This is a genomic window from Cupriavidus sp. HY129, from assembly GCF_059492215.1.
On the sequence record NZ_CP083254.1, the window covers coordinates 1406167 to 1431959 of the forward strand.

Here is a 25793-nt window from a genome sequence, read left to right on the forward strand (position 1 = left end):
ATGGCTGGTGCAATTTCCCGCCTGGGTGGCCCAGGTGCCCCAGGTGTCCAAGTACAGGCCGCGCAGTTCCCGCACGACGCCACTGGCGAATCGCGCTGGGTGCGGTACGGGCTGATCACGGTCGCGGTGCTGTTCCTGGGGCTGTTCCTGTTCATCCCGTTGGCGTCGGTGTTCTATGAGGCGCTGCGCAAGGGCGTCGATACCTATCTGGCCGCATTGACCGAGCCGGATGCCGTGTCGGCCATCAAGCTGACGCTGACGGTCGCCGCGATCGCGGTGCCGCTCAACGTGGTGTTCGGCGTGGCCGCCGCGTGGGCCATCGCCAAGTTCGATTTCCGCGGCAAGAACCTGCTGATCACGCTGATCGACCTGCCGTTCTCGGTGTCGCCTGTGATCTCCGGCCTGATCTACGTGCTGATGTTCGGCGCGCAGGGTTGGTTCGGACCGTGGCTGGAGGCGCACGACATCAAGATCATGTTCGCCGTGCCCGGGATCGTGCTGGCGACGATCTTCGTGACGTTCCCGTTCGTGGCGCGTGAGCTGATTCCGCTGATGCAGGCACAGGGCAGCGAGGAGGAAGAGGCTGCCATCGTGCTGGGCGCTTCCGGCTGGCAGACGTTCTGGCACGTGACGCTGCCGAACATCCGCTGGGGCCTGCTATACGGCGTGATTCTCTGCAATGCGCGGGCGATGGGTGAGTTCGGCGCCGTGTCAGTGGTATCGGGCCATATCCGCGGCCTGACCAACACCATGCCGCTGCATGTCGAGATTCTCTACAACGAATACAACTTCGCGGCCGCGTTCGCGGTGGCGTCCCTGCTGACGCTGCTGGCGCTGGTCACGCTCGGTATCAAGACGCTGGTCGAAATCCGCGCCAGCCGGGAACAACTGGAAGGGCAGCCATCATGAGCATTCAGGTCAGGAACGTACACAAGCGCTTTGGCGATTTTGTCGCGCTCGACGACGTCTCGCTGGACTTCGCCGAAGGCGAACTCACGGCGTTGCTGGGGCCGTCGGGCTGCGGCAAGACCACGCTGCTGCGAATCATCGCGGGCCTGGAACGCGCCGACGCGGGACAGGTGGTGCTGGCGGGGCAGGATGCCTCGACCCAGCACGTGCGCCAGCGCAACGTGGGTTTCGTGTTCCAGCACTACGCGCTGTTCAAGCACATGACCGTATTCGAGAACGTGGCTTTTGGCCTGCGCGTGAAGCCGCGCGGCGAGCGTCCGTCCGAGGCGAAGATCCGCGAGAAGGTGAAGTCGCTGCTCGAACTCGTGCAGCTCGACTGGCTTGCTGATCGCTTCCCCGCGCAGTTGTCGGGCGGTCAGCGCCAGCGTATCGCTCTGGCTCGCGCATTGGCCGTGGAGCCGCGCGTGCTGCTGCTCGACGAGCCGTTCGGCGCGCTGGACGCGAAGGTGCGCAAGGAACTGCGCCGCTGGCTGCGCCGGCTGCACGACGATCTGCACGTTACCAGCGTGTTCGTCACGCATGACCAGGAGGAGGCGCTTGAAGTGGCCGACCAGGTGGTGCTGATGAACCGTGGCAGCGTGGAGCAGTTCGGCACGCCCGAGGCCGTGTACAACCACCCGGCCACGCCGTTCGTGTTCGGCTTCCTCGGCAACGTGAACCTGTTTCACGGCCGGCTGGAGGTGGGCGACAGCGGCGGCCTGCTGCACACCGGCGAGGCCGTGCTGCCCGTGGTCGGTAGCGGCCATGAGACCGAGGGCGATGCGGTGGCCTATGTCCGTCCGCATGATCTCGACCTTGAACGCTATGCGCCGGGCACCGACGGCATTGCGGTAACGCTGCGTCGCGCGCTGACGCTGGGCCCGGTGGCCCAACTCGAACTCGAACGCGAAGACAACCAGGATGTGATCGAGGTGGCGCTGCCGCTCGAGCGCTTCCGTCATCATGGTTTCAAGGAGGGCGAACTGCTGGCGGTACGGCCGCGGCAGTTGCGTGTCTTCAATCAGGGCCGGACAACACAAGAACAGGGAGCGGCACGATGAATTTCCAGCAACTGCGATCGATTCGCGAGGCGGTGCGCCGCCAGTTCAACCTCACCGAAGTGGCCAACGCGCTGTACACGTCGCAGCCCGGTGTGTCTCGCCAGATTCGCGAGCTCGAGGAAGAGCTGGGTGTGGAGATCTTCGAACGCTATGGCAAGCGGCTGACCGGCCTGACCGAGCCCGGCCGGGAGATCGTCCGCATTGTCGAGCGCCTGCTGCTCGAAGCGGAGAACCTGCGCCAGGCGGGCGACGAGTTCGCCGGCCGCCATACGGGCCGGCTGACTGTCGCCACCACCCACACGCAGGCGCGCTACGCGCTGCCCAAGGTGGTGCAGAGCTTCCGGCGCGAGTATCCGCATGTGACGCTGGCGCTGCAGGAAGCGTCGCCAGCGCATATCGTCGAACTGCTGCTGACCGGGCAGGCCGATATCGGCATCGCCACCGAGGCCGTGGCCAGCGAAGCCGGTCTGACTTCGTTCGAGGCCTATAGCTGGCAGCACGTGATCGTGGTGTCGCCCGACCATCCGCTGACGCGGCTGCCCGAGCCGACGCTGGAGGACATCGCCAACTTTCCGCTCATTACCTACGACGCGGGCTTCACGGGCCGTCGCAAGATCGACGGTGCGTTCGCCGAGGCCGGACTGCAGCCGGAGATCGTGCTGACGGCGATGGACGCCGACGTCATCAAGACCTATGCCGAACTGGAACTGGGCGTGGGCATCGTCGCGTCGATGGCCTATGACGCGCGCAAGGACGAGGGGCTGGTGCGGATCTCGGCCGACCATCTGTTCGAACCGAACGTCACCAGCGTGGCTGTCCGGCGGGGCGCCTATCTGCGCGGCTACGCCCATGCGTTCATCAACATGTTCGCGCCGCACCTGTCGCGCGACACGGTCTCCACGGCCCTGGCCGAATCCGCGCACCGCCCGGCCCTCGCTGCTGCCTGAGTTGGCGGCCCCGGCAGGCACCGGGGCCAGCGCCATGTTTGGCGCTTTCCACTCGCCTGTCGGGCTCCACTACCTTTCGCGCCATCTGTTGCCGGTTCGTCGCACAGCGCTTCCGTCCCGGGCCGGTCCGGCGTAAAGTGCCTCCATCGCGGCCCGGCGGCGTCTTCTTGCCCGGTCTTGCGCGATGCCGCAGTGCATCAAAGATTTGCACGCGGTACCTGTAGCGAGAGGAGGGAGAGAACATGCGCCTATCGTGCGCGAGCCCGTCGCGGCTCAATATTCTTTGGCGCGACCTGCTGTTCGTGCTCTGCATGAACACGGTGATCGCCGTCAGCCTCAACTACGGCTTCCGTACCGCCGGAACGCTGCTCCAGAATTTTGCCTACAGCCAGCTGATCGGTCTCTCGATCTGGGTGCTGATTGATATCCCCCGCGTCCTGATCTGGTGGAACGATCGTCCGCGTCGATGGCCGTTCATGTGCCTGGCCGTGGTGGCGGTGCCGCTGGGCGTGGTGGTGGGTAGCTGGGCGACGCGCGAGTTGCTGGGCCTGCCGGAAAAGTCCGCGGCGGAGACCGGCGACATGCTGCGCATGTGCCTGATCGTCGGGATGCTGGCGTCGGCGAGCATGATCTACTTCTACTGGTCACGCGAGAAGCTGGCGTACCTGGAGCGGCAGGCAGCGCTCGACGCCTTGCAGCGCGAGGAAGCCGAAAAGCAGCTTGTGCGTGCCCAGTTGATGGCGCTGCAGGCACAGATCGAGCCGCATTTCCTGTTCAACTCGTTGGCCAATCTCGACGGCCTGATCGCCACCGACCCCCGCGCGGCGCGCCAGTTGCTGCAGCGGCTGATCGGTTTCCTGCGCATGTCGTTGTCCCACACCCGCGCCGAGCATTGCACGCTGGCGCAGGAGTTCGAGTTGCTGCGCAGCTACCTCGATATCCAGGGTATGCGATTCGGCGCGCGGCTCGACTACGAGATCGATCTGCCGCCAGCGCTGGCCGAGGCCGAGATTCCGCCGATGCTGGTGCAGCCGCTGGTCGAGAACGCGGTCACGCACGGTATCGAGCCGTGCATGCGCGGCGGGAAGATCGTGCTGTCCGCGCGCGAGACTGGGGACGGCAGCCTGCAGGTGGTCATCGCCGACACCGGCGTGGGATTCAGCCAGGGCAATAAGGGCAGCAAGGGCGGTTCCGGGCTTGGCCTGACCCATGTGCGCGAGCGCCTGGCACGGATCTTCGGCGCGGCGGCCACGATGCAAATGGAAGAGAACACGCCGCGTGGTGTGGTGGTGCGCCTGACGTTGCCGCTCCAGCGCGGTTTCGAACCAATGTCCGTACCGGTTCGCACCGCTGCGGGCGCCGCCGATCTGCAACATGCGCCTGCTGGTGTGACCCCGGCAGTTTCCCGATCCTGATTGCACAGCCTGACCATCCATCCCCATGTCTCCGACGCTGCTGATCGCCGACGACGAACCGTTGCTCGCGCGCGTGCTGGAATCCGAACTGAAGGCGCTGTGGCCAGAGGCCCAGATCGTCGCCGTGGTGCATGACGGCGTGGCGGCGCTGGAGGCCACGCGCGGTCAGCAACCCGATGTGGCCTTCCTTGATATCCGGATGCCGGGAATGAGTGGCATGGACGTGGCTCGCGAGCTGATCGAGTTCGACCGGCCGCCGCTGGTGGTGTTCGTCACCGCCTATGACCAGTTCGCACTAGAAGCCTTCGAACGCGCGGCGGTCGATTACGTGCTCAAGCCGGTGCAGCATGAGCGGCTGGAAGCCACAGTGGGCCGCCTGAAGGCGCGCATGGCCGCCCGGACCGAAGCAGAAGAAGAGGGCGATGCCAATACTGACATCGGCTCGATGGTCGACACGGACCGGCTGGGGCAATTGCTGCAGCGGCTGGAGATGCTGGAGAGACCCGCACAGGCACGGGGCCAGTATCTGCGATTCATCAAGGCGTTGGTGGGGCAGGAGGTGCGCATCATCCCGGTGGACGAAGTGGTCTATCTGGAAGCCACCGACAAGTATGTGAACGTGGTGTCCAGCAATGGCGAGGCGCTGATCCGCACGAGCCTGAGGGAGTTGATGCAGCAGCTCGACCCCGACCGCTTCTGGCAGATCCACCGTGGCACGGTGGTCAATATCGACTGCGTGGCCAGCGCGGCGACGCAATCGCTTGGGCGCCTGTCACTCAAGCTGCGCAATCGCCCGGAATCGCTGGCGGTCGCCAGGCAGTACGCCCATCTGTTCAAGCAGATGTAGCGCGGCCGAGTGTCTCCAATTTCCTCTAAGATGACTGCCTCGTCAGTTCCCATCCAGAGGAGTCAGAGATGAAGCCTGTTATGAAGCCCGTAACCACCGATATTTGCGACGCCAATGAAGACCGCCTGGCCGATGGCTCCCTGCGCGTTCTGACGCCAGGGTTCCTCCATTTCGGCAAGCGCATGGCCTTTTCGGGGCCAGCCGCGACGCTCAAAGTGTTCGAGGACAACTCGATGGTGCGCGCCACGCTGGAAACGCCGGGGGCGGGGCGGGTGCTGGTAGTGGATGGGGGCGGTTCGATGCGTTGCGCGCTGGTTGGCGGGATGCTCGGCGTGCTGGCCGAGAAGAATGGCTGGGCCGGGATCATCGTGAACGGCTGCGTGCGGGATTCGGAAGAGCTCAAGGTGTGCGACGTCGGCATCCGCGCGCTGGGCGTGCATCCGCAGAAAAGCCAGAAGCGCAATGTCGGTCAGGAAGACGTGACCGTGCAGATGCCGGGTGCGGTCGTGCGGCCGGGCAACTGGATCTATGCCGACGCCGACGGCGTGCTGGTTTCCGACGAGAAGCTGGACGGGGCCTGAGCCATGCCGCGAGTGTTTGTCTATGGCACGCTGCGTGCCGGCGAGGTCAATGACCTGAATCGCGCCGCCACGCGCCACGGCATCGAGGCGCCCACGCTGGTGGGTATCGGAACGATTGCCGGTCGGCTCTACGATTTTGGTACCTACCCCGGGCTGGTGCTCGATGCGGCCGCCGGCCCGGTGGTCGGGGATATCTACGACATCCCCGATGCGCTGCTGCCGGTGCTGGACGAGATCGAAGAGGTCTACCCCGGGCAGGCCTCCTTGTTCGTGCGCGAAACCCAACCTGTGGCGCTGGCCGGCGCGGCGGCCGACTGCCTGCTGTATCCGGTTGCCGATAGCGCGGTGGCCGGACTGGCTCGCATCGATAGCGGTGACTGGGTTGCCTATCGGCGCGCGCGGGACGCGGCGGCTGCCTGACGGCGCACGAATCGCGTTTCAAACGCCGTTGCCCGGTGCGCGACGGCGTTAGCATGGCCGACGATGACATCCTTCACTGTCAACGGACGCCATGACCCCTCCAGATTCCGCGCATCCTGAGTTCTCTCCGCCCGCTCCGACACACTTTGCCGTGCAGTCCGGCCCCGTGAGGCTGGCTGCCACGGCGTGGGGCGATCCAGCCCAGCCGGTGGTCGTGCTCGTGCATGGCTATCCGGACAACAGCCATGTCTGGCATGGCGTGGCACAAGCCCTGGCCGGCCGCTTCCGTGTGGTGGCCTACGATGTGCGCGGCGCCGGGGCATCCGACGTGCCGGCCGACATGGCGGATTACCGGCTCGAACGCTTGGCCGACGACTTCATCGCTGTCGTCGACGCGGTGTCGCCGGATCGACCGGTGCATCTGGTGGGCCACGACTGGGGTTCGATCCAGGGATGGGAGTTCGTGACCGATCCGCGTCTCTACGGCCGCATCGCCTCGTTCACCTCCTGTTCCGGGCCTTGCCTCGATCACGCCGCCCGCGCGTTGCGCGAGCCGCCTCGGCACTGGGGCGCCACACTGCGCCAGGCGCTGGCATCGTGGTACATCGTGTTCTTCCATATTCCCGGCTTGCCAGAGTGGAACTGGGAACTCTGGCTGGGACGCAGCTGGACGTTCTGGCTGCGCCGGACGGAAGGGCTCCACACCGCCGCCAACCCGACGCAGACCGCCGATGGCGTCCATGGCCTGCGCCTGTACCGCGCCAACTTCAGGAACCGATTGCGTCATCCACACAACCGCCACGCGCACGCGCCGGTACAGGTGATCGTGCCGACACGCGACCGCTACGTGCGCCCCGCCGTGACGGAAGGCGTGGGACGCTGGGCCGCTCAGGCGTGGCGGCGTCCCGTGGATGCCCACCACTGGTTTCCACTTGCCGCCCCCCAACTCATGGCGGCAATGGTTTGCGAATTTGTCGACCATCTTCAGGGCGCGCCAGCATCCCCCGCACTGCAATCCGCCCGTGTTACGTCGGAGGCTGTCAAAATTTCATAATGCGGAAAGATGTTTTGTTTCGCAAAAATACGAGCGTGCGGGGCACAAGACGGTTTCTCATGATGAAAGATTGCTTGCCGCATCGTGGGAAGATTGATCTAAGTCATTGTTTGTAAATAGATAAAAAACGAGGTGATCACCACATAAGTCGCTTGTTGCAACGCGGGAGTCTTTTCTACACTCTTATATAAGACACATGACTTGAGACGCGAAATGCACGGCGTCCGGGTCGCTCGGCAGATGAGTACGGTGGGTGTCACGGAATCCAACGCCAATCGCCTAGTTGTTATCAGGAGAGTGAACATGACGTCGCGCCAACAACAGATTGAAGCCCTGCAGAAGGATTGGGACACCAATCCGCGCTGGAAGGGCGTGAAGCGTAACTTCACCGCCGAAGACGTGGTTCGTCTGCGCGGCTCGGTTCAGATCGAGCACACGCTGGCTCGCCGCGGCGCGGAAAAACTCTGGCACCTGCTGAACACCGAGCCGTTCGTCAACACGCTTGGCGCGCTGACGGGCAATCAGGCCATGCAGCAGGTCAAGGCCGGTCTGAAGGCCATCTACCTGTCGGGCTGGCAAGTCGCTGGCGACGCCAATCTGGCTGGCGAAATGTACCCCGACCAGTCGCTGTACCCGGCCAACTCTGTGCCGATGGTCGTGAAGCGCATCAACAACACGTTCCAGCGTGCCGACCAGATCCAGTGGAGCGAAGGCAAGGGCGACATCGATTACTTCGCACCGATCGTGGCTGACGCGGAAGCCGGTTTTGGCGGCGTGCTGAATGCTTTCGAACTGATGAAGTCGATGATCGACGCGGGCGCCGCTGGCGTTCACTTCGAAGACCAGCTCGCTTCGGTGAAGAAGTGCGGCCACATGGGTGGCAAGGTGCTGGTGCCGACCCGCGAGGCCGTCGCCAAGCTGACCGCAGCACGCCTGGCCGCCGACGTCTCGGGCGTGCCGACCCTGGTGATCGCCCGGACCGACGCGGAAGCCGCTGACCTTGTGACTTCCGACGTGGACGAGCGCGACCAGCCGTTCCTGACCGGCGAGCGTACGGTGGAAGGTTTCTTCCGCTCGAAGCCCGGCATCGAGCAGTCGATCGCCCGTGCCCTGGCCTACGCCGAGGTGGCTGACCTGGTCTGGTGCGAAACCGGCAAGCCGGACCTCGAGTTTGCCAAGCGCTTCGCGCAAGCCGTGCACGCGAAATTCCCGGGCAAGCTGCTGGCCTATAACTGCTCGCCGTCGTTCAACTGGAAGAAGAACCTCGACGACGCAACGATCGCCAAGTTCCAGAAGGAACTCGGTGCGATGGGTTACAAGTTCCAGTTCATCACGTTGGCAGGCTTCCATTCGCTGAACTACTCGATGTTCAACCTGGCCCACGGCTACGCCCGCAACCAGATGTCGGCATTCGTGGAGTTGCAGGAAGCGGAATTCGCCGCCGCAGAGAAGGGCTTTACCGCTGTGAAGCACCAGCGTGAAGTGGGTACGGGTTACTTCGACGCCGTGACGCAGACCATCGAAGGCGGCCAGTCATCGACGACTGCGCTCAAGGGATCCACCGAAGACGAACAGTTCTTCGAAAAGAAGGTGGCCTGACCTGGGTTTGAGGTAGTAGAAACCTGAAGTTGCAGTACGCAACGCCGCGTCGTCCGGTAGGGGACGGCGCGGCGTTGTCTTTGGTGCGGGCTGGCCGGCTTACGTGTTCGCCGGGAAGTAGAACTCTTCGAGTTCAAGCAGCGGCTGGAGCGCGTGGCCCCACTCCTTATCCACATAGCCGCGCAGCTTGCCATCGGTCAGGAAGTTGGTCACGGCGCCGAGCGCCCATGCGGTATTGGCATGCAGGATACATTTGGCGACCGTGCCGTCTTGCACGGCGACGCTGTCCATCATGCCGTAGACCGGATGATTCAGCGTCGGGAAGTTCTTGAGCAGCCGTTCCATGTTGGCCATGGTGGCCTCCGGTTGCTCTTCGATCAGCAGCAGCACGGAATAGATCGACACAACAGGCCCGGCGCGTGTGGATTCACGGTTCCCGTCTGGGCGGTAGCCGCCCACCGACAACGGCGGCGCGCCGAACTCCGTGTACCCGTTGGTGGATGGGATGGTGGCGGGCGAGAAGCCCCAGTAGCCATCGAAATTGTCCTTGCCGTACTGGATGTGTGCCTTGGCCAAGTTGGGGTGCGAACGGCCCCAGTTGTTGACGCCCCATTTGGCCTCGGATATCAGGACCGGCACCGTAAAGGTCTCGAATACGGAACCGCCGTTGGTTGGCATGAAGCGTAGTCCGCCGTACTGCCACGTGTCTTCATAGACGCGCACGCCTTCGTAGGTGCGGTATTTCGATTCGTCGATCTTTCCGGCGGCCCCGGGCGGCACCCGGCCGATGTGGAAGTACTGGCTGCGCGGCACCTGCCCGAGCGCGATGCCGGCGTAGGCCAGCAGCCGCGTTTCGCCCAGCAGCCCGTACGTGCCGCCCTGGTGCGCCTGGGTCTTGGGGTTGTACGAAATGAAGTATCGCTGGTTGGCGGGGTTCACCATCGTGTCAAACCGCATCTGGCCGAGTATGGCCTGTGCTTGCCCGGCGAGCGCGGGGTACGCCTGTTTGGCCAGGGCAAGGCTGACGGCCAGCCACGCGTTCTCGATCGACCCGACATCGCCGTTCGGCTCGGCGGTGTTGCTGTCCGTCGTGCCGAGCAGCAAGCCGCCGATGGCGCCTTTTCGCCCGGCTTTCTGCTGGAGTGTGGCGATGGTGGTCAGCAGGCGGGCAACGCGATGCTCGGCCTCGTCGGGCGGAATGAAGCCGAGATCCCGTGCCGCCGTGAGGTTCTGGATGTGCTGGCCGATGTTGCCGGTGAAGATCCACGGATAGGCCGATGCCACGCCACGGGTGTTCAGGCATGCACGGTTGGAAGGCAGAGCACGGCCCTTCGGGTCCAGCGTCTCGGACGCCTTCCATAGCGCCCGCGCGTACTCGCGCGCCTGGACCTTGAGCGCCGCGTAGGGGGGCGCATACTCGCCCGGGGGCTCCGGGTCAGGTTCGCGAGCGGGCGGCACCGGCTTTGGCTCTGGCTCTGGCTCTGGCTCTGGCTCTGGCACTGGCACTGGCACTGGCACTGGCACTGGCACTGGCACTGGCACTGGCACTGGCACTGGCACTGGCACTGGCACTGGCACTGGCACTGGCACTGGCACTGGCTCGGGCTCGGGCTCGGGCTCGGGCTCGGGAGCGGGATTGGGAGCATCCCCTGTGCCGGATGGGGCAGCGGGGGTGGCCGTCGTGACGGGGTCCGTATCGCCGCCGCCGCAGGCTATCAGCAGCGTGCTGATGCAGATACAGAACGTCCGGCGCGCAAAGGAGAGTCCCCAGCTAAAGGAGAGTTCCGGGACATGGTGTGCCATGATCTAGCCAAGAATGAGTCGAATGACGCATTCTTGGCGGGATCGCGCACAATTAGAATCGTACTATGCTGATTTTTTGGCGTGTTATTGCGGCGAACTGCAACATCGGGGGTCGTGTCATCGATAGACAATCACCGGGATGTCAGTGTGGGTCAGCACCTTCTGCGTTTCGCTGCCGAGCAGCAGGCCCGACAGGCCGCGCCGGCCGTGGGATGCCATGAAGATGACATCGCAGCCATGGCGTTCCGCCGCGTCAATGATGCCGAGATAGGGCACCGCGAAGGTGGTCATGTCGGCATCGAACGGCAAGCCGTCCGCCACGGCGGCGTTCTCGATTTCTTTCAGGTAGAGCCTGGCCTGGTTCTCGATGCGTTCCTTGAACGCTTGCGGAGCCTCGACCACGATCTCGCTGAAGGGTGTGTACGGATATTCCTCGAGACAGACGTAGGCGGTCACGCGGGCGCCGATAGCCTTGGCCAGTTCAAGACCGCCGTCGATGGCTTTCTTGGACAGCTCCGAGCCGTCGGTGGGCAGCAGAATGTGCTTGAACATACCGGACCTCCTTTTGTGAGTCGATGGGGGACCAGGCCGTGCAGCGCCTGTCTGACTTGATTGTAGTCAGAGTGCGCTGTGCGCCATTGCGAAATATCAATGCGTGAGGGAAAGCACTAGACACGTGGTGACAGCGGCGCAGGCGGTTGCCACCGAGCTAGGCAGGTGCGGTGATATCGACGCCGGCGTTGGTGCTGGGTTGCGCCATTTCGGCGCGGCGCCAATAGGCGGGGTTGCCGTAGGTGTTCTTGAGGTGGTCGATAAACAGGCGGACGCGCAGCGGCAGGTGCTTGCGTTGCGGAAAGACGGCGTGGATGCCGATCGGCGGCGCCTGGAATTCGTCGAGCACGGTCACGAGTCGGCCGCTGGCGATTTCCTGGCCGACTTCCCACCAGGAGCGCCAGGCGAGTCCGTAGCCGCCGAGGCACCACTCGTGGAGCACGGCGCCGTCGGTACATTCCATGTTGCCGCCTACCTTGACGGTGGTGGCCCGGCCGTCCTGCTGGAAGACCCAGCCGCGCTGAACGTTGGCGCTGGCGCCGAAGGCCAGGCAATTGTGACGTGCGAGTTCCTCGGGCTGTGCCGGCGTGCCGGCGCGCGCCAGGTATTCGGGGGAGGCGACAACGACGCGGCGGTTTTCCGCCAGCCGGATGGAGACCAGGCTCGAATCGGGCAGGTCGCCAAGCCGGATCGCGCAGTCGAAGCCTTCGTTGACCAGATCGACAACGCGGTCGGAGAGATCAAGTGTGAGTGTGACGTCAGGATGGGATTCGATGAACAAGGGGACCAGCGGTGCCACGTGCTTGCGGCCGAAGCCGGCAGGCGCGGTGATGCGCAGGTGGCCGCTGGCCTTGACGCCGCCGGCGGAGACGCTGGCCTCGGCATTGTGAAGGTCATTGAGGATGCGCTGGCAATCCTCCAGGAACGCCGAGCCTTCAAACGTCAGGGTGATCTTGCGCGTGGTGCGTACCAGCAACTTCACGCCGAGCCGTTCTTCGAGCGCATCGATGCGGCGCCCGATGATCGCGGGCGCAACGCCCTCCGCAGCCGCGGCGGCAGACAGGCTGCCACGTGATGCGACCGATACAAATGTCTCCAACTGCTTGAATTGAGCCACGGATGTTCGCCGGTTGATACATAAGTCGAGGTCAAGTTGGGCAAGATTAGTGGTGCAAAAGTAAAAGATCAAGTGACCAGCCTTGGCTTTGCCGCACTGCAACGTCTCACTACAATTCGATGCATTCAATCGTGTACAGGTCCATTCAGTCGATCCGGTCGTTAGATGAGCAAGATTCGCGCGGTGGTTTTCGATGCTTACGGCACGCTGTTCGACGTGTATTCGGTCACGGCGCGCGCGGAGCAACTGTTCCCGGGCAAGGGCGAGACGCTGGCCCTGCTGTGGCGCGAGCGGCAGATCGACTACTCGCGGCTGCGTTCGCTCGCCGCGCCGGACGGTTCGCGCTACAAGCCGTTTTGGGACATCACGATCGATGCGCTGCGCTACGCGGCCGAACGGCTCGGACTGCCGCTCGACGAAGCGGCGGAAGCGCAACTGCTGAAGGAATACGCGTGCCTGTCGGCGTTTCCGGAGAACCTTGGCGCGCTCAAGCGGCTACGCCGGGCGAATTTGCCGCTCGGCATCCTGTCCAACGGCAATCCGGAGATGCTCGACATCGCCGTGAAGAGCGCGGGGATGCACGGGCTGTTCGACCACGTGCTGTCTGTCGATCCGGTGCGCCAGTACAAGACTTCGCCGGCCGCGTACGCGCTGGGGCCGCAAGCGTTCAACCTGCCTGCTGGCGAGATCCTTTTTGTCTCGTCCAACTGCTGGGATGCCTGTGGCGCCACCTGGTTTGGCTACACCACTTTCTGGATCAATCGTGCCGGTCATCCGGCGGAGCGCCTCGACGTGGCGCCCACCGGTACCGGGCACGACATGAACGACCTGCTTGCTTTCGTTTCGCCACTGGTTGCCGCCACTGGCGTTGCGCTCTGACGAGCCAGGCCAACCCTTAACACACCATCGCACCTACAGGAGATGACTGATGGCTATCACGCTGCCCGCGGGCATGAAGATTACCGGCGAGATTCTGCCGGCTTATGAAGACATCCTGACGCCGGAAGCCCTGGCCCTGGTCGACAAGCTGCACCGCGCCTTCGAGGCGCGCCGTCAGGAACTGCTGGCCGCCCGCGTGGCGCGCACCAAGCGCCTCGACGCCGGCGAACTGCCCGACTTCCTGCCGGAAACCAAGAGCATCCGCGAAGGTGACTGGAAGGTTGCGCCGGTGCCGAAGGCGCTGGAATGCCGCCGCGTGGAAATCACCGGCCCGGTCGAAGCCAAGATGGTGATCAACGCCTTCAATTCGGGCGCTGACAGCTACATGACTGACTTCGAGGACTCCAACACCCCGAACTGGCACAACCAGATGCAGGGTCAGGTGAACCTGAAGGCCGCCGTGCGCCGCACGCTGACGCTGGACAGCAACGGCAAGCACTACAAGCTCAACGACAAGATCGCCACGCTGCAGGTGCGTCCGCGCGGCTGGCACCTGGACGAGAAGCACGTCACGATCGACGGCAAGCGCGTCTCGGGCGGCATCTTCGACTTCGCGCTGTTCCTGTTCCACAACGCCAAGGAGCAGATTGCCCGCGGCGCCGGCCCGTTCTTCTATCTGCCGAAGATGGAAAGCCATCTGGAAGCGCGTCTGTGGAACGACATCTTCGTGATGGCGCAGAACGAAATCGGTCTGCCGCAAGGCACGGTCAAGGCCACGGTGCTGATCGAGACGATCCTGGCCGCGTTCGAGATGGAAGAAATCCTGTACGAACTGCGCGAGCACAGCGCCGGCCTGAACGCTGGCCGTTGGGACTACATCTTCTCGTGCATCAAGAAGTTCAAGGTCGACAAGAACTTCTGCCTGGCCGACCGCGCCAAGGTGACGATGACCTCGCCGTTCATGCGCGCCTACGCGCTGCTGCTGCTGAAGACCTGCCACAAGCGCGGCGCGCCTGCGATCGGCGGTATGAGCGCGCTGATCCCGATCAAGAACGATCCGGAGAAGAACGCCATCGCCATGCAGGGCATCATCGGCGACAAGCGCCGTGACGCCACCGACGGCTACGACGGCGGCTGGGTGGCCCACCCGGGTCTGGTCGAGCCGGCAATGAAGGAATTCGTGGACGTGCTGGGCGACCGCCCGAACCAGTTCGACAAGCAACGTCCGGACGTCGACGTGAAGGGTGCTGACCTGCTGAACTTCCAGCCGGAAGCGCCGATCACCGAAGCCGGCCTGCGCATGAACATCAACGTCGGCATCCACTACCTGGGCGCCTGGCTGGCTGGCAATGGCTGCGTGCCGATCCACAACCTGATGGAAGACGCCGCCACCGCGGAGATCTCGCGCTCGCAGGTGTGGCAGTGGATCCGCTCGCCGAAGGGCAAGCTGGAAGACGGCCGCAAGGTGACCGCCGAGATGGTGCGCGCGCTGATTCCGGAAGAGCTGGCCAAGGTCCGCGAAGTGGTGGGCGCAGGCGCCACGTACGACCGTGCCGCGCAGATCTTCGAGCAGATGTCGACTTCGGAAGACTTTGCCGAATTCCTGACGCTGCCGCTGTACGAAGAAGTCTGAGTCCGGGCGTCAGCCTGAAAAAAATCCCACGGTGATGAGCCGTGGGATTTTTTTTGCCGCCATGACTGGATGAGAGCGTCGCGGTGGGGGCGTGGCCATGGCCCGCGCCCGCTCAGCGCTCCGCGTTGGCGCCATAGCCATCGCCTTTCCACTCGATGAAGCACAGTCCGTGTCCGAATGGGTCGGACAGCATGGCCTGCCGGCCCCAGTCGAAATCGCGCGGCCAGTCTTCCAGTTCCGCTCCCGCGCCGAGCGCGCGCTCGATCGCCGGTTCCAGCGATTCGACCACGAAATCCAGATGCACCGGCGTCCAGTGGCGGGCGTAGTCGCGCCGGCTGTCGCTCCGCGTGGTGGCGAATGTGCCGGGCGGTTTGGCCAGCAGAAAGACCGGCGCGCAGGCGCCGTGCATTTCCGCCACCGTGCCGTCGAAGAGGGTGCGGGCGAGCCGCATCCCCAGTCCTGTCTCATAGAAGCCGATGCCGCGTTCGAGGTCATCGACGTCGATGTTGATCAACAACTCCATGCCTGCCTCCTGAGCGCCTTCTGGGCGATGTTTCCGGTGCCGGGGTCATGTCGGTGGCCGCTCCTGACGGCTCCTGACTCCATGCCGGTACCGGGCGAGCATTGTGCGCCCAGTCTCCTGACAAAAGCTGTCAGGAGTGATGCGCGAATGCCCACGCGCGATCGACCCGATCCGGGTCAAAAGCCACCGACGTTGGCACGCGAGAGGCCTCATAATACGGACATTCACGATTAGGAGAGTCAAGTTGCGTTTCGAGCACCTGGTGGAGATCAATGACCCGGCCAACCCCACGCTGGAGCCGCTGACTGCGGACCAACTCTGGCAGGGACTGGTGTTGCGCGCGGAGTCGCCAGAGTTGTTCGTGCTCGGGCTGGACCGGGCCGAGATCGTGGAACGGGGGGATGGCTGGATCGAGCGCGTGCTGCATTTCGGTCAGGCCAACATACGCGACCGGGTCGTATTCGAGCCGCGCCGCGCCGTGCGGTACGAATCGGCAGCCACAGCCGAGCATGCGGGCGGCACGCTGACCATGATCATCGAGACCCCGGGGCCGGGCGCGTTGCTGGCACGTTTCATTTACGAGACCACGATGCCGAGCGTCGACGCAAGCGGCGATGACCGCTACGCCGAGATTGTCAAATCCGCCTACCACGAGGCCGACCTCGACACCGTGCGCAAGATCCGCGAGATTGCCGCCACGGGGCAGCTCGGGTGAAGCGCGAATCCACCGCGCCGGCAGGTACTGGCAGCGGGGAATCCGGAGGCGGCAACCACGGCGGTGGTGGCGGAGGGTCGCGCCGCGGTGGGCCCACGCGCGCGCAGTTGCGGGCGCGCTATGGCGATCGCCTGCGCTGGCTGATCCTGTTGACGCTGATGCTTGGCACGGTGTCCTCCATCGTGTCGTCGACCATCGTCAACGTCGCCATTCCGGACCTGAGCCGGCATTTTCTGCTCGGCCAGGAGCGCGCCCAATGGGTGGCGGCCAGCTTCATGATCGCCATGACGCTGTCGATGCTGCTCACGCCTTGGCTGCTGAACCGATATGGCCTGCGCAGGACCTTCATCGGCGCGCTCGCGCTGCTTGGTGTGGGTGGCCTGATAGGTGGCGTCGCGCCAACCTTCGGTGTGATGCTTGCGATGCGTGTGGCCGAAGGCGTCGCGGCGGGCATCATGCAGCCGCTGCCCAATATCTTCATCCTGCGCGTGTTCGACGAACGCGAGCAGGGCAAGGCCCTGTCGCTGTTCGGCTTCGGTGTGGTGCTGGCGCCAGCCGTCGGGCCCAGCGTGGGCGGCTTTCTCGTCGAGACATTCGGCTGGCGCTCGATTTTCTTCGTGGTGGTGCCGCTGACGCTGATCGCCCTGGCGATGGCGCGTCGCTTCATGGCGGTGGACTCCGCGATGATGGGTGAGCGCAAGCCGCTGGACTGGCGCGGCCTGATGCTGGTCGGCGTGGCCACTGTCAGCCTGCTCAACGGGCTGGTGGAGATGCGCGGCGACGTGCATTCGGGGATTGGACTGGTCGCCCTGGGCGTGGTGATGCTTGCCGGATTCGTGTTCTGGCAACTGCGCGCGCCGTATCCGCTGATGAACATGCGGCTATACAGCTACCGGCAGTTCTCGGCCGGCGCCATCGTGGCGTTCATTTACGGGGCGGGGCTGTTCGGCTCCACGTACCTGCTGCCGGTCTACATGCAGATGGCGCTGTCCTATACGCCGTCGGCCGCGGGCATCGTGCTGATGCCGGCTGGCGTTGCGCTGGCGGTGACGATTGCCGTGGCCGGGCGTCTGACCAGCCGGGTCCCGCCGCACCGGCAGGTGTCGTTCGGGCTGGCGTTGCTGGCGGGGTCGTTTCTGCTCATGGCCACCGGGTCGACGGCTACGCCATACCTGCTGCTGGTGTTATATGCAGTGATCGGCCGGATCGGACTGGGCTGCGTCCTGCCCTCGCTGACGATGGGCTCGATGCGCGGGGTGGATTTCTCGATGATTGCGCAGGGCTCGAGCTGCATCAATTTCGTGCGGCAACTGGGCGGGGCGATCGGTGTGAGTCTGGCTGGTGTGGGGCTGCAATGGCGCCTTGCCGAACACGGCGCCGTGCTCGGCAAGGGCGGTGACGTGGCGGCGCAAGCCGCGCGCATCCAGGCTTTCGACGAGACTTTCCTGGCCGTGGGCGTGGTGATTGCCACAGCGATCCTGGCCGCCTGGCGCATCCGCCCGCGGCCAGTGCCGGCTGATTGATCAGCTGGCCTTGCCTTCGAGCAGGTCGGTCACGAGTTCGATGTACTTCTGCATCGCTTCCTCGCGGCCGGTGCCCTTGAGGGCTTCCCAGGCCTCGAACTTGTAGCGGCCCACGAAGTCGGTCATGCCTGGCTTGTCGCCGTGGGCGTCGCCTTCGGCGCCTTGCTTGTACAACGCGTACAGACGCAGCAGCGTCATGTTGTTGGGACGCTCGCTCAGCGTCTTGACGTCGATCTGGGCCTGGTCGAAACGGGTCTGCAGGTCGCTCATGAATATCTCCGGTAAGGCGGTGGATCAGTACAGTCTGCGATGATAAGCGGCGACGTCGGCTGTTTCAGCGCAAAAAAACCGAGGAACCGCTCGGTTGCGCCGGTTGGCGCATGGCCGAAGCGATGCTGTTCGCAAGGCCGCCGCCGTGCGTCGGCGCCTTACAGCTTTGGCCCGGCAACGGATACAATCGCGCCATGTCCTGGATTCTTGCTGTCGAAACCTCCACTGAGTGGTGTTCCGTCGCACTCGGACGCGCCGGAGCAGACGGCGCCATCGAGTGTTTCTCCCGTCATGAGCATACCGGCGCGCGATCGTCGTCGCGCGTGCTTCCGGCCGTAGGCGAAGTGCTGGCCGAGGCCGGTATCCGCCTGGCCGATTGCGCTGCCATTGCCTTTGGCGCCGGCCCCGGTTCGTTCACGGGCCTGCGCACGGCCTGCGGTGTCACGCAAGGCCTGGCGTTTGGCGCCGGGCTGCCGGTCATTCCGGTCAATGTGCTGATGGCCTGCGCGGAAAGTGCGCGTGCGGGCACGCCGTTGTTGCCCGCCGGTACGGCGGTGCTGGTCGCGCTGGATGCGCGCATGGACGAAGCCTATGCTGCCGCGTTCCGCTGGGAAGATGCTGCCAACGAATGGCGCATGGACGGCGACATGCAGGTTGTCGCGCCAGAGGCCGTGGCGCGGCCCGACGGCGATTTCTGGATCGCGGGCAACGCGGCGCAGGTGTTCGGCGAGCGGCTGGCCGTCGCGGCCCAGGCAGGGCGCGTGGTGCCGGAGGCCATGCCTGACGCACGCGCCATGGTAACGATCGGCCTGCGCGCGCTGGCGCGCGGCGAGACCATCGACGCCGCGGATGCCATGCCGTTCTACATACGCGACAAGGTCGCCCAGACCATCGCCGAGCGCGAGGCGGTTGCCGCCGCCAAGGCCGCCGCGGCAAAAGTTGGAGATGCAGCGTGAGTGTCGCTATCGCGCCGGTTCCCGATCAGCCCATCTGGCCGGAGACCCCGACTATGCCGGCGCTGCCCGCGGGCTGGGCGCTGGATCGGATGAGCGCGCTGGACGTGGAGGCGGTAGCTGAAATCGAACAGCGGGCCTTCAGCCATCCCTGGACACGCGGTAACTTTGAGAATTCGCTTAAGGCCGGTCATCTCGGGCTGACCTTGCGCGATCCGTCGACGGCGCTGATTGGCTACGTCATGCTGATGCCGGTGGTCGACGAGATGCATCTGCTCAATATCACCATCGATCCGGTGTTCCAGCGGCATGGCTATGGCCGGTTGCTGCTGGGCATCGCGCTGGCTACCACGCACGCTCACCAGCTTCATACCATGCTGCTAGAGGTTCGCCCGTCGAATACCGGCGCGCTGGCGCTGTACATGGAGGCCGGGTTCGTGGAAATCGGCCGCCGCAAGGGCTATTACCCGGCCACGGCGCTCGGGCGCGAGGACGCGCTGGTACTGCGTCGCGACTGGTCGGCGGACCCGCCGGCGGTTTTGTCGACCGAGGAGGGTACGGTATGAACCGTCGGACCATGTTCCTCGAGGTGCTTGGCATTCCGGCCGAATGGGTGCCCCGCAGGGCGCCCGAAGCCGCTGAACTTGCCCAGGCCGAAGTCGCCGAAATAGCTGAAACGGTCGCCGTTGCCGAGCGCCCGTCGGCGAAGCCCTCGCAGGTTGCGGTGCCTTCGGACGTTGCGCCGGGCCGGGCGGATGTCGTCGACGTTGCCGCAGTCGCTGAAGTCGCTGACATGGGCGAAACTGCCGCGGCACCGGATATCGCGCACGCGGTCAACGAGGCGGAGGTCGCGGAAACGATCGAAGCCTTCGATGCCCCTGGCCCAGCCTATGTCGTGGAAGTGCCGGTGCCGATCGCACTGGCGCCGGCGCAGGATGGGCGGGAAGCGTCGATCGCCGCGATGGACTGGCCGGTGCTGGCCGACAGCGTGGCCGGATGCACGGCCTGTGGCTTGTGCTCGACGCGCACGAACACCGTGTTTGGTGTCGGTGATCAGCAGGCCGAATGGATGCTCGTCGGCGAGGCGCCTGGCGAGAACGAGGACCTGCAAGGCGAGCCGTTCGTCGGCCAGGCTGGCAAGCTGCTCGACAACATGCTGGGGGCCCTCGGTTTGGCGCGTGGCCGCAACGTTTATATCGCCAACGTGCTCAAATGCCGTCCGCCCGGCAACCGCAATCCCGAGCCGGGCGAAGTGGCGCAATGCGAACCGTATCTGAAGCGCCAGATCGCGCTGATCAAGCCGAAGGTGATCGTGGTTCTGGGCCGCTTCGCGGCGCAGTCGCTGCTGCGCTCCACCACGCCGATCGGCAAGCTGCGCGGCGCGGTGCATAGCTACGAAGGCATCCCGGTGGTGGTGACTTATCACCCGGCCTATCTGCTGCGCACGCTGACCGACAAGGCACGCGCCTGGGAAGATCTTTGCCTGGCCCGCGAGGTACACGATCGTGCGGGAGCTCAAGCCTGATCTCGCGCAGGGCATCCCCCCGGGCGGGCCGGCAATGACCGGCGCCGACGGGCAGACGCCGCTCTGGCGGCGCGCGCCCTCGCAACGTACCCGCGACCTGGCGTGGAGTTCCTTGTCGCCGCCGCTGCTTTCCCGGTTGCCAGATGGGGCCGATGTTGTGCGCGTAGCGCAATGGCCAGCCGATGTGCGCGCCGCATGGCAGGATTGGCTGGCCCAGGCCGATCCGTCCACGCTCCCCGAGACCATCACAGAACTGAGTCACCACGCCGATGCCAACGACGGCCGCAGCCTCCGGCTGGGCCGCCATGCCGAGCGGTTGCTGCACTTCGCCTTGGACCATGCGCCGGGCATCGAACTGCTGGCCGCCAACGTGCCCATCCGCCGTGCCAATGGGCATGGCGTGCAGACGCTCGGCGAACTCGATGTCGTCTGGCGCGATCCCGTCGTCATGGAAACCGTGCATTGGGAAATGGCGGCCAAGTTCTATTTGATGGTCGATGGCATCGAGGACCGACGGCTCGACCTTCGTGCATTTGTCGGCCCGAATCTCGTGGATCGGCTGGGCGACAAGCTTGACCATATCGTGCGCCGGCAATTGCCGCTGGGCCGCACCGCAGAGGCGAAGGCCGCGCTCGGCCATGCGATCGACCGGAGTGAGGTCTACCTGCTGGGCTGGCTATTCTATCGGGACGGGGTGACGCCGCCGGGGCTGGATGTGCTGGGTATCGCCCCCGACCACCAGCGTGGCTGGTGGTCCACGCTGGATGTCTGGATGGACCGTGCGTCGGAGCGGGCAGGTCAGGGGAGTGGCGCGGCGCGCTGGTGCCGGCTGCAGCGTGCCGACTGGTTGTCTGGCGCGCGTGTGCCGGAGGCCGAAACCGAATCAGCGGAAGTGCTTCATGCGGTGCTGGCGGAACGATTTGGCGACGCGCATCCGGACCACGGCTGGCGGCGCGATGCGCCTGTCATGGTTTGTGAAATGGAGCCCGCCGGGACCGATCAGCCCGGCATCTGGGTGGAGCGTTCGCGCGGCTTCGTCGTGCCGCGCGGCTGGGAAGCGCGCGCCATCGAACGGGCGCGCAGGGATTGACCGGGGCGGGGCGGTGGTCCCCGCCAGCAGGGCTGCGGGCCCCGCCTGGGTCAGTGGTGCTTGTCCTCGCCGATCATCGCCAGCGAGTTGTAGATCTTCACATTGTGCTTGTGCAGGCGCATGACCAGCAGCATGGTCGCGCAGATGAACAGGCCCAGCGCCACGATCACGAACCCGATCGGTACATTCAATTTGATCAGCAGCGCGTACAGGCACAGCATCAGCAGCACCGACACATTCTCATTGAAGTTCTGCACCGCGATCGAGTGACCCGCCGAAAGCAGCACGTGGCCGCGGTGCTGGAGCAGTGCGTTCATCGGCACCACGAAATAGCCGGACATCGCGCCGACGATCATCAGGAAGACGTAGGCGATGGCCATGTACAGCGGCATGTGCAGGCCGAACAGGTCCAGCGTCACATCCGGAATGGTGTCCTTGGTGTAGAACGCCATGATCATCACCGTTACGCCCATGGCCACGCCGAACGGCAGCACGGACAGCGACTTGCGCAGCGGAATCCTTGCTGCCGCCATGATCGCGCCCACGGCCACGCCCACGGCCACCACGGCTTGCAGTAGCGCGCCTTGCGACAGGTTCAGGCCGAGTGACTTTTCCGCCCACTTGAGCACGATGAACTGCAGCGTGGCGCCCACGCCCCAGAACAGGGTGGTGACCGCCAGCGAGATCTGGCCGAGCTTGTCGCGCCAGAGCGCGATAAAGCAGTCGCCGAACTCTGCGATCAGCTTGACCGGGTTCTTTTCCTGCTGGGGATAGCGGGCGCCGGTGTCCGGAATGAACAGGTTGAAGATCGACGCGATCACGTAGAAGAACATGATCACCACCATCGCCGCTTCGGCCGGCGTATTGATGCCGGTGTCGATGTACGGCATGTCGAAGTGCAGCAGGATGGTGGAGACGTGAACCGAGATCAGCGCGCCGCCCACCACGGTGCCCAGGATGATCGAGCCCACGGTGAGGCCTTCGATCCACCCGTTCGCCATGACCAGTTTCTCGGGGGGCAGCAGTTCGGTCAGGATGCCGTACTTGGCCGGCGAATAGGCCGCAGCCCCGAACCCGACGATCCCGTAGGCCAGCAGCGGGTGCAGCCCGAACATCATGATGGCGCAGCCGACTATCTTGATCGTGTTGGTGATCGCCATGACCTTGCCCTTGGGCATCGAGTCCGCGAAGGCGCCCACAAAGGCAGCCAGCACCACATAGGACAGCACGAAGAACAGCTTGAGCAGCGGGGTCATCCACTGCGGGGAATGCAATTCGGTGAGAAGGGCAATGGCAGCAATGAGCAGCGCATTGTCGGCCAGCGACGAAAAAAACTGCGCGGCCATGATCGTGTAGAAACCCTTCTTCATACCTTCGACTTTGTCTCCATCGCGGAAGCCCGCCTGGGCGGACAAATGCCCGCCAGCCGGCAGCGCCGCGGCTTGCAGGGAACCTGTCGCTCCAGCTTTGTCAAAGTGGGGCGGTTGCGCAACATTCGCGTGCTTTGCCGCCTGCCTGACCGTCATTGACATATTGCTTCTCTTTTAAAACATTGCCGGAGCGTCCGGCTTTATATCACGAAACCGCGACATTTCAGCACACAGGGAAACGCGCATTGGACAGCATGTCGCCGCTTGGATTCCCGGAATTTTCGTCCGGTTGTGTTCAAATATCGACTGCGCGATGCGAGAGCCGCAGGCCGGCGTTTCTGCCGACCATCCACCACCGTCCGGTGTCCCCATCAACGCACGAATCCCGCAGGTTGCTGACCGGGTCTTCCCTGAATTGGTGCAAGACCCATCCGGCAGCCGGCCCAAGTTGTCTATTCCATGCCAAGACCCATTCAAGCCGTCATCCACCAGCCCGCGCTGGCCAACAATCTTGAGGTGGTGCGTCGCCAAGCGCCGGCATCCCGCATCTGGGCTGTCGTCAAGGCCAACGCCTACGGCCACGGCATCCGCCGAGTCTTTGCCGGTCTCAAGGCCGCCGACGGGTTTGGCCTGCTCGATCTCTCGGAAGCCGTGCTGTTGCGCGACCTTGGGTGGCAGGGCCCGATCCTGCTGCTCGAAGGCATCTTCCAGGCGCAGGATGTGCCGCTGCTCGAGCAATACCGCCTGACCACCGCCGTGCACTGCGAGGAGCAGTTGCGGATGCTTGAGCTGGCCCGCCCCAAGGGGCCGCTGGCGATCCAGCTCAAGCTGAATACCGGCATGAACCGCCTCGGCTTCCGTCCGGCGCAGTACCGCGCCGCCTGGGAACGGGCCCGGACCATGTCCTGCATCGGCAGCATTGTCCACATGACGCACTTTTCCGATGCCGACAGCAAGCGCGGCATTGCGCATCAGGTGGAAGCCTTCGAAGCCGCCACGGCCAACCTGCCGGGGGAGGTCAGCATGGCCAACTCGGCCGCCGTGCTCTGGCATCCGCAGGCGCATCGCAACTGGGTGCGCCCCGGCGTCATCCTCTACGGCGGATCGCCCACCGGGGTGTCGTCCGATATCGCCGAGACCGGCCTGCAACCGGCGATGTCTCTCCATAGCGAGCTGATCGGCATACAGGATCTGCAACCAGGCGATACGGTCGGCTATGGCTCCATGTTTACTGCGGACCGCGCGATGCGGGTCGGGGTGGTGGCGTGCGGCTACGCCGACGGCTACCCGCGCCATGCGATGGGCTGGGGCGAGCGCCGCGCGCCGGTGCTGGTCGACGGCGTGCGCACGCAATTGGTGGGGCGGGTGTCCATGGACATGATCTGCGTCGACCTGACCCCCTGCCCGAAGGCAAAGGTAGGCACGCCGGTCACGCTCTGGGGCCATGGTCTGCCGATCGACGACGTGGCCGCCGCCAGCGGCACGGTTGGCTATGAACTGATGTGCGCGCTGGCGCCGCGCGTGCCGACTTCCGTTGCCACGTTGACTACCGCCGACGCCGTATAAATGGCCAAGACCAAGACGGTATACACATGCACTGAGTGCGGCGGCACCACGCCGCGCTGGGCGGGCCAGTGCCCACAGTGCAACGCCTGGAACACGCTGGTGGAAACGGTGGCGGATTCGGGTTCGTCCGCGGCACGCCGCTTCCAGCCGCTGGCGACGTCCGCCGTAGTGCGCAAGCTGTCGGAGATCGAGGCGGCCGATGTGCCACGCTTCTCGACCGGCATCGACGAATTCGACCGCGTGCTTGGCGGCGGCCTGGTGGCGGGTGGGGTGGTGCTGATCGGCGGGGACCCCGGCATCGGTAAATCGACCCTGCTGCTGCAGACGCTGGCCAACCTGTCGGCCAGCCGGCGCGTGCTCTATGTGAGCGGCGAGGAATCCGCCGCCCAGATCGCGCTGCGCGCCCATCGCCTGGGTGTGGAGGCCGCCACGCTTGGCCTGCTGCCCGAGATTCAGTTGGAGAAGATCCAGGCGACGCTCGAGGCCGACAAGCCCGAGGTGGCCGTGATCGACTCGATCCAGACGGTTTACTCGGAGGCGCTGACGTCCGCGCCGGGCTCCGTGGCTCAGGTACGCGAATGCGCGGCGCAACTGACGCGGATCGCCAAGAGTACCGGCATCACGATCATCCTGGTCGGCCACGTGACCAAGGAAGGCAGCCTGGCCGGCCCGCGCGTGCTCGAACACATCGTGGATACGGTGCTGTACTTCGAGGGGGACACCCATTCCTCGCACCGCTTGATCCGGGCGTTCAAGAACCGCTTCGGCGCGGTCAACGAACTCGGTGTATTCGCAATGACCGAGCGCGGCCTGCGCGGCATCAGCAATCCGTCGGCGCTGTTCCTCTCCCAGCATGAGGAGCAGGTGGCCGGTTCCTGCGTGCTGGTGACTCAGGAGGGCACGCGGCCATTGCTGGTCGAAGTGCAGGCGCTGGTCGACACCGCCAACGTGCCGAATCCGCGCCGGCTGGCCGTGGGCCTCGAGCAGAACCGGCTGGCCATGTTGCTGGCCGTGCTGCATCGTCACGCGGGTATCGCGTGTTTCGACCAGGACGTCTTCCTGAACGCGGTGGGTGGGGTCAAGATCACCGAGCCGGCCGCCGACCTGGCCGTGCTGCTGTCGATTCATTCGTCGATGCGCAATAAGCCGCTGCCTCGCGGCCTGGTGGTGTTCGGCGAGGTGGGCCTGGCGGGAGAAATCCGCCCGAGCCCGCGCGGACAGGAGCGGCTCAAGGAAGCCGCCAAGCTTGGCTTCACGATGGCGGTGATTCCGAAAGCCAACGCGCCCAAGCAGCGGATCGACGGACTGGAGGTCATCGCGGTGGACCGGCTGGAACAGGCCATCGACCGGGTCAGGCATCTGGACTGACGTGGAAGGAAAAAAAGCCCCGCCGAAGCGGGGC

At 64.9% G+C, this 25793-nt stretch carries 26 protein-coding genes; 20 read left to right on the top strand and 6 right to left on the bottom strand.

What is annotated here, in order from left to right; all coding sequences use genetic code 11:
* The 9 genes from cysW to aceA all read left to right on the top strand — a co-directional run bounded on the left by cysW (window position 1) and on the right by aceA (window position 8872).
* On the top strand, window positions 1-909 hold the full coding sequence (cysW, locus tag K6G35_RS06490) for a sulfate ABC transporter permease subunit CysW (RefSeq protein WP_495676223.1): 909 nt from the start codon (window positions 1-3) through the stop codon (window positions 907-909).
* The gene (locus K6G35_RS06495) at window positions 906-2009 is read left to right on the top strand and encodes a sulfate/molybdate ABC transporter ATP-binding protein (protein ID WP_008649154.1); all 1104 of its coding nucleotides are present in this window, start codon (window positions 906-908) and stop codon (window positions 2007-2009) included. The genes cysW and K6G35_RS06495 overlap by 4 nt, the downstream gene beginning before the upstream one ends.
* Window positions 2006-2956, top strand: coding sequence for a CysB family HTH-type transcriptional regulator (locus K6G35_RS06500; RefSeq protein ID WP_008649152.1), 951 nt, complete (start codon window positions 2006-2008; stop codon window positions 2954-2956). The genes K6G35_RS06495 and K6G35_RS06500 overlap by 4 nt, the downstream gene beginning before the upstream one ends.
* 242 nt (window positions 2957-3198) lie before the next feature.
* Window positions 3199-4371, top strand: coding sequence for a sensor histidine kinase (locus K6G35_RS06505; RefSeq protein WP_035881982.1), 1173 nt, complete (start codon window positions 3199-3201; stop codon window positions 4369-4371).
* Between the two features lie 25 nt (window positions 4372-4396).
* Window positions 4397-5218: a LytR/AlgR family response regulator transcription factor gene (locus K6G35_RS06510; protein ID WP_035881984.1), complete on the top strand. Its 822-nt coding sequence runs from the start codon at window positions 4397-4399 to the stop codon at window positions 5216-5218.
* Between the two features lie 80 nt (window positions 5219-5298).
* A complete protein-coding gene (gene rraA, locus K6G35_RS06515) occupies window positions 5299-5799 on the top strand; it encodes a ribonuclease E activity regulator RraA (protein WP_008649129.1) in 501 nt (166 codons plus the stop codon).
* 3 nt (window positions 5800-5802) lie between these two features.
* A complete protein-coding gene (locus K6G35_RS06520; RefSeq protein ID WP_008649127.1) occupies window positions 5803-6219 on the top strand; it encodes a gamma-glutamylcyclotransferase family protein in 417 nt (138 codons plus the stop codon).
* 91 nt (window positions 6220-6310) lie between these two features.
* Window positions 6311-7273, top strand: coding sequence for an alpha/beta fold hydrolase (locus tag K6G35_RS06525; protein WP_051705336.1), 963 nt, complete (start codon window positions 6311-6313; stop codon window positions 7271-7273).
* A 303-nt stretch (window positions 7274-7576) separates the two neighbouring features.
* The gene (aceA, locus tag K6G35_RS06530; protein WP_008649123.1) at window positions 7577-8872 is read left to right on the top strand and encodes an isocitrate lyase; all 1296 of its coding nucleotides are present in this window, start codon (window positions 7577-7579) and stop codon (window positions 8870-8872) included.
* A 99-nt stretch (window positions 8873-8971) separates the two neighbouring features.
* Here aceA and K6G35_RS06535 read toward each other — a convergent pair whose 3' ends face one another.
* Window positions 8972-10330, bottom strand: coding sequence for a DUF3131 domain-containing protein (locus tag K6G35_RS06535; protein WP_051705337.1), 1359 nt, complete (start codon window positions 10328-10330; stop codon window positions 8972-8974).
* A 5-nt stretch (window positions 10331-10335) separates the two neighbouring features.
* Here K6G35_RS06535 and K6G35_RS06540 point away from each other — a divergent pair, with 5 nt between their 5' ends.
* Window positions 10336-10557, top strand: a complete 222-nt coding sequence (locus K6G35_RS06540) for a hypothetical protein (RefSeq protein WP_495676224.1) — start codon at window positions 10336-10338, stop codon at window positions 10555-10557.
* 235 nt (window positions 10558-10792) lie between these two features.
* On the opposite strand, the gene K6G35_RS06545 is transcribed toward K6G35_RS06540, so the two are convergent.
* Both K6G35_RS06545 and K6G35_RS06550 read right to left on the bottom strand, forming a co-directional pair.
* Window positions 10793-11227, bottom strand: a complete 435-nt coding sequence (locus K6G35_RS06545; protein ID WP_008649117.1) for a universal stress protein — start codon at window positions 11225-11227, stop codon at window positions 10793-10795.
* 157 nt (window positions 11228-11384) lie between these two features.
* Window positions 11385-12344 (bottom strand): LysR family transcriptional regulator, encoded by a 960-nt coding sequence (locus K6G35_RS06550; RefSeq protein ID WP_035881989.1) that lies wholly within the window; start codon window positions 12342-12344, stop codon window positions 11385-11387.
* Window positions 12345-12509: 165 nt separating this feature from the next.
* Between K6G35_RS06550 and K6G35_RS06555 the strand changes: the two genes are divergently transcribed.
* Window positions 12510-13223: a haloacid dehalogenase type II gene (locus K6G35_RS06555; RefSeq protein WP_008649115.1), complete on the top strand. Its 714-nt coding sequence runs from the start codon at window positions 12510-12512 to the stop codon at window positions 13221-13223.
* 49 nt (window positions 13224-13272) lie between these two features.
* Entirely contained in the window at window positions 13273-14856 is a 1584-nt protein-coding gene (aceB, locus tag K6G35_RS06560) for a malate synthase A (RefSeq protein ID WP_008649114.1), read from the top strand.
* Window positions 14857-14968: 112 nt separating this feature from the next.
* Here the strand turns inward: aceB and K6G35_RS06565 are convergent, their stop codons facing one another.
* Window positions 14969-15379 carry a VOC family protein gene (locus K6G35_RS06565; RefSeq protein WP_008649113.1) on the bottom strand — a complete coding sequence of 137 codons (411 nt, stop codon included), beginning with the start codon at window positions 15377-15379 and terminating at the stop codon, window positions 14969-14971.
* Between the two features lie 244 nt (window positions 15380-15623).
* Here K6G35_RS06565 and K6G35_RS06570 point away from each other — a divergent pair, with 244 nt between their 5' ends.
* A complete protein-coding gene (locus K6G35_RS06570; RefSeq protein ID WP_035881990.1) occupies window positions 15624-16094 on the top strand; it encodes an SRPBCC family protein in 471 nt (156 codons plus the stop codon).
* A gap of 107 nt (window positions 16095-16201) precedes the next feature.
* Window positions 16202-17617, top strand: coding sequence for a DHA2 family efflux MFS transporter permease subunit (locus K6G35_RS06575; protein ID WP_234706966.1), 1416 nt, complete (start codon window positions 16202-16204; stop codon window positions 17615-17617).
* On the opposite strand, the gene K6G35_RS06580 is transcribed toward K6G35_RS06575, so the two are convergent.
* Window positions 17618-17887 (bottom strand): acyl-CoA-binding protein, encoded by a 270-nt coding sequence (locus K6G35_RS06580; RefSeq protein ID WP_008649110.1) that lies wholly within the window; start codon window positions 17885-17887, stop codon window positions 17618-17620.
* 194 nt (window positions 17888-18081) lie between these two features.
* On the opposite strand from K6G35_RS06580, the gene tsaB reads away from it, so the two are divergent.
* Genes tsaB through K6G35_RS06600 form a run of 4 tightly spaced genes read left to right on the top strand, consistent with a single transcriptional unit; the run spans window position 18082 to window position 21455 of the window.
* Entirely contained in the window at window positions 18082-18843 is a 762-nt protein-coding gene (gene tsaB, locus K6G35_RS06585) for a tRNA (adenosine(37)-N6)-threonylcarbamoyltransferase complex dimerization subunit type 1 TsaB (RefSeq protein WP_035882150.1), read from the top strand.
* Complete coding sequence (gene rimI, locus K6G35_RS06590) at window positions 18840-19406, top strand: ribosomal protein S18-alanine N-acetyltransferase (protein WP_186425320.1); 567 nt, start codon at window positions 18840-18842, stop codon at window positions 19404-19406. The genes tsaB and rimI overlap by 4 nt, the downstream gene beginning before the upstream one ends.
* Entirely contained in the window at window positions 19403-20365 is a 963-nt protein-coding gene (locus K6G35_RS06595) for a uracil-DNA glycosylase (protein WP_186425321.1), read from the top strand. The genes rimI and K6G35_RS06595 overlap by 4 nt, the downstream gene beginning before the upstream one ends.
* Window positions 20346-21455, top strand: a complete 1110-nt coding sequence (locus K6G35_RS06600) for a DUF1853 family protein (RefSeq protein WP_495676225.1) — start codon at window positions 20346-20348, stop codon at window positions 21453-21455. The genes K6G35_RS06595 and K6G35_RS06600 overlap by 20 nt, the downstream gene beginning before the upstream one ends.
* A gap of 50 nt (window positions 21456-21505) precedes the next feature.
* On the opposite strand, the gene lplT is transcribed toward K6G35_RS06600, so the two are convergent.
* Window positions 21506-22825 carry a lysophospholipid transporter LplT gene (gene lplT / locus K6G35_RS06605; protein ID WP_024570878.1) on the bottom strand — a complete coding sequence of 440 codons (1320 nt, stop codon included), beginning with the start codon at window positions 22823-22825 and terminating at the stop codon, window positions 21506-21508.
* Window positions 22826-23284: 459 nt separating this feature from the next.
* Here lplT and alr point away from each other — a divergent pair, with 459 nt between their 5' ends.
* Complete coding sequence (gene alr, locus K6G35_RS06610; protein ID WP_008649104.1) at window positions 23285-24391, top strand: alanine racemase; 1107 nt, start codon at window positions 23285-23287, stop codon at window positions 24389-24391.
* Window positions 24392-25759 (top strand): DNA repair protein RadA, encoded by a 1368-nt coding sequence (radA, locus tag K6G35_RS06615; RefSeq protein WP_008649103.1) that lies wholly within the window; start codon window positions 24392-24394, stop codon window positions 25757-25759.
* The last annotated feature ends 34 nt before the right edge of the window (window positions 25760-25793 follow it).

Excerpts from the sequence above, each read along its gene's own strand:
- cysW (WP_495676223.1), top strand. The coding sequence starts at position 1 with ATGGCTGGTGCAATTTCCCGCCTGGGTGGCCCAGGTGCCCCAGGTGTC.
- K6G35_RS06495 (WP_008649154.1), top strand. The coding sequence starts at position 906 with ATGAGCATTCAGGTCAGGAACGTACACAAGCGCTTTGGCGATTTTGTC.
- K6G35_RS06500 (WP_008649152.1), top strand. The coding sequence starts at position 2,006 with ATGAATTTCCAGCAACTGCGATCGATTCGCGAGGCGGTGCGCCGCCAG.
- K6G35_RS06505 (WP_035881982.1), top strand. The coding sequence starts at position 3,199 with ATGCGCCTATCGTGCGCGAGCCCGTCGCGGCTCAATATTCTTTGGCGC.
- K6G35_RS06510 (WP_035881984.1), top strand. The coding sequence starts at position 4,397 with ATGTCTCCGACGCTGCTGATCGCCGACGACGAACCGTTGCTCGCGCGC.
- rraA (WP_008649129.1), top strand. The coding sequence starts at position 5,299 with ATGAAGCCCGTAACCACCGATATTTGCGACGCCAATGAAGACCGCCTG.
- K6G35_RS06520 (WP_008649127.1), top strand. The coding sequence starts at position 5,803 with ATGCCGCGAGTGTTTGTCTATGGCACGCTGCGTGCCGGCGAGGTCAAT.
- K6G35_RS06525 (WP_051705336.1), top strand. The coding sequence starts at position 6,311 with ATGACCCCTCCAGATTCCGCGCATCCTGAGTTCTCTCCGCCCGCTCCG.
- aceA (WP_008649123.1), top strand. The coding sequence starts at position 7,577 with ATGACGTCGCGCCAACAACAGATTGAAGCCCTGCAGAAGGATTGGGAC.
- K6G35_RS06545 (WP_008649117.1), bottom strand. The coding sequence starts at position 11,227 with ATGTTCAAGCACATTCTGCTGCCCACCGACGGCTCGGAGCTGTCCAAG.
- K6G35_RS06555 (WP_008649115.1), top strand. The coding sequence starts at position 12,510 with ATGAGCAAGATTCGCGCGGTGGTTTTCGATGCTTACGGCACGCTGTTC.
- aceB (WP_008649114.1), top strand. The coding sequence starts at position 13,273 with ATGGCTATCACGCTGCCCGCGGGCATGAAGATTACCGGCGAGATTCTG.
- K6G35_RS06565 (WP_008649113.1), bottom strand. The coding sequence starts at position 15,379 with ATGGAGTTGTTGATCAACATCGACGTCGATGACCTCGAACGCGGCATC.
- K6G35_RS06580 (WP_008649110.1), bottom strand. The coding sequence starts at position 17,887 with ATGAGCGACCTGCAGACCCGTTTCGACCAGGCCCAGATCGACGTCAAG.
- tsaB (WP_035882150.1), top strand. The coding sequence starts at position 18,082 with ATGTCCTGGATTCTTGCTGTCGAAACCTCCACTGAGTGGTGTTCCGTC.
- K6G35_RS06595 (WP_186425321.1), top strand. The coding sequence starts at position 19,403 with ATGAACCGTCGGACCATGTTCCTCGAGGTGCTTGGCATTCCGGCCGAA.
- lplT (WP_024570878.1), bottom strand. The coding sequence starts at position 22,825 with ATGAAGAAGGGTTTCTACACGATCATGGCCGCGCAGTTTTTTTCGTCG.
- alr (WP_008649104.1), top strand. The coding sequence starts at position 23,285 with ATGCCAAGACCCATTCAAGCCGTCATCCACCAGCCCGCGCTGGCCAAC.
- radA (WP_008649103.1), top strand. The coding sequence starts at position 24,392 with ATGGCCAAGACCAAGACGGTATACACATGCACTGAGTGCGGCGGCACC.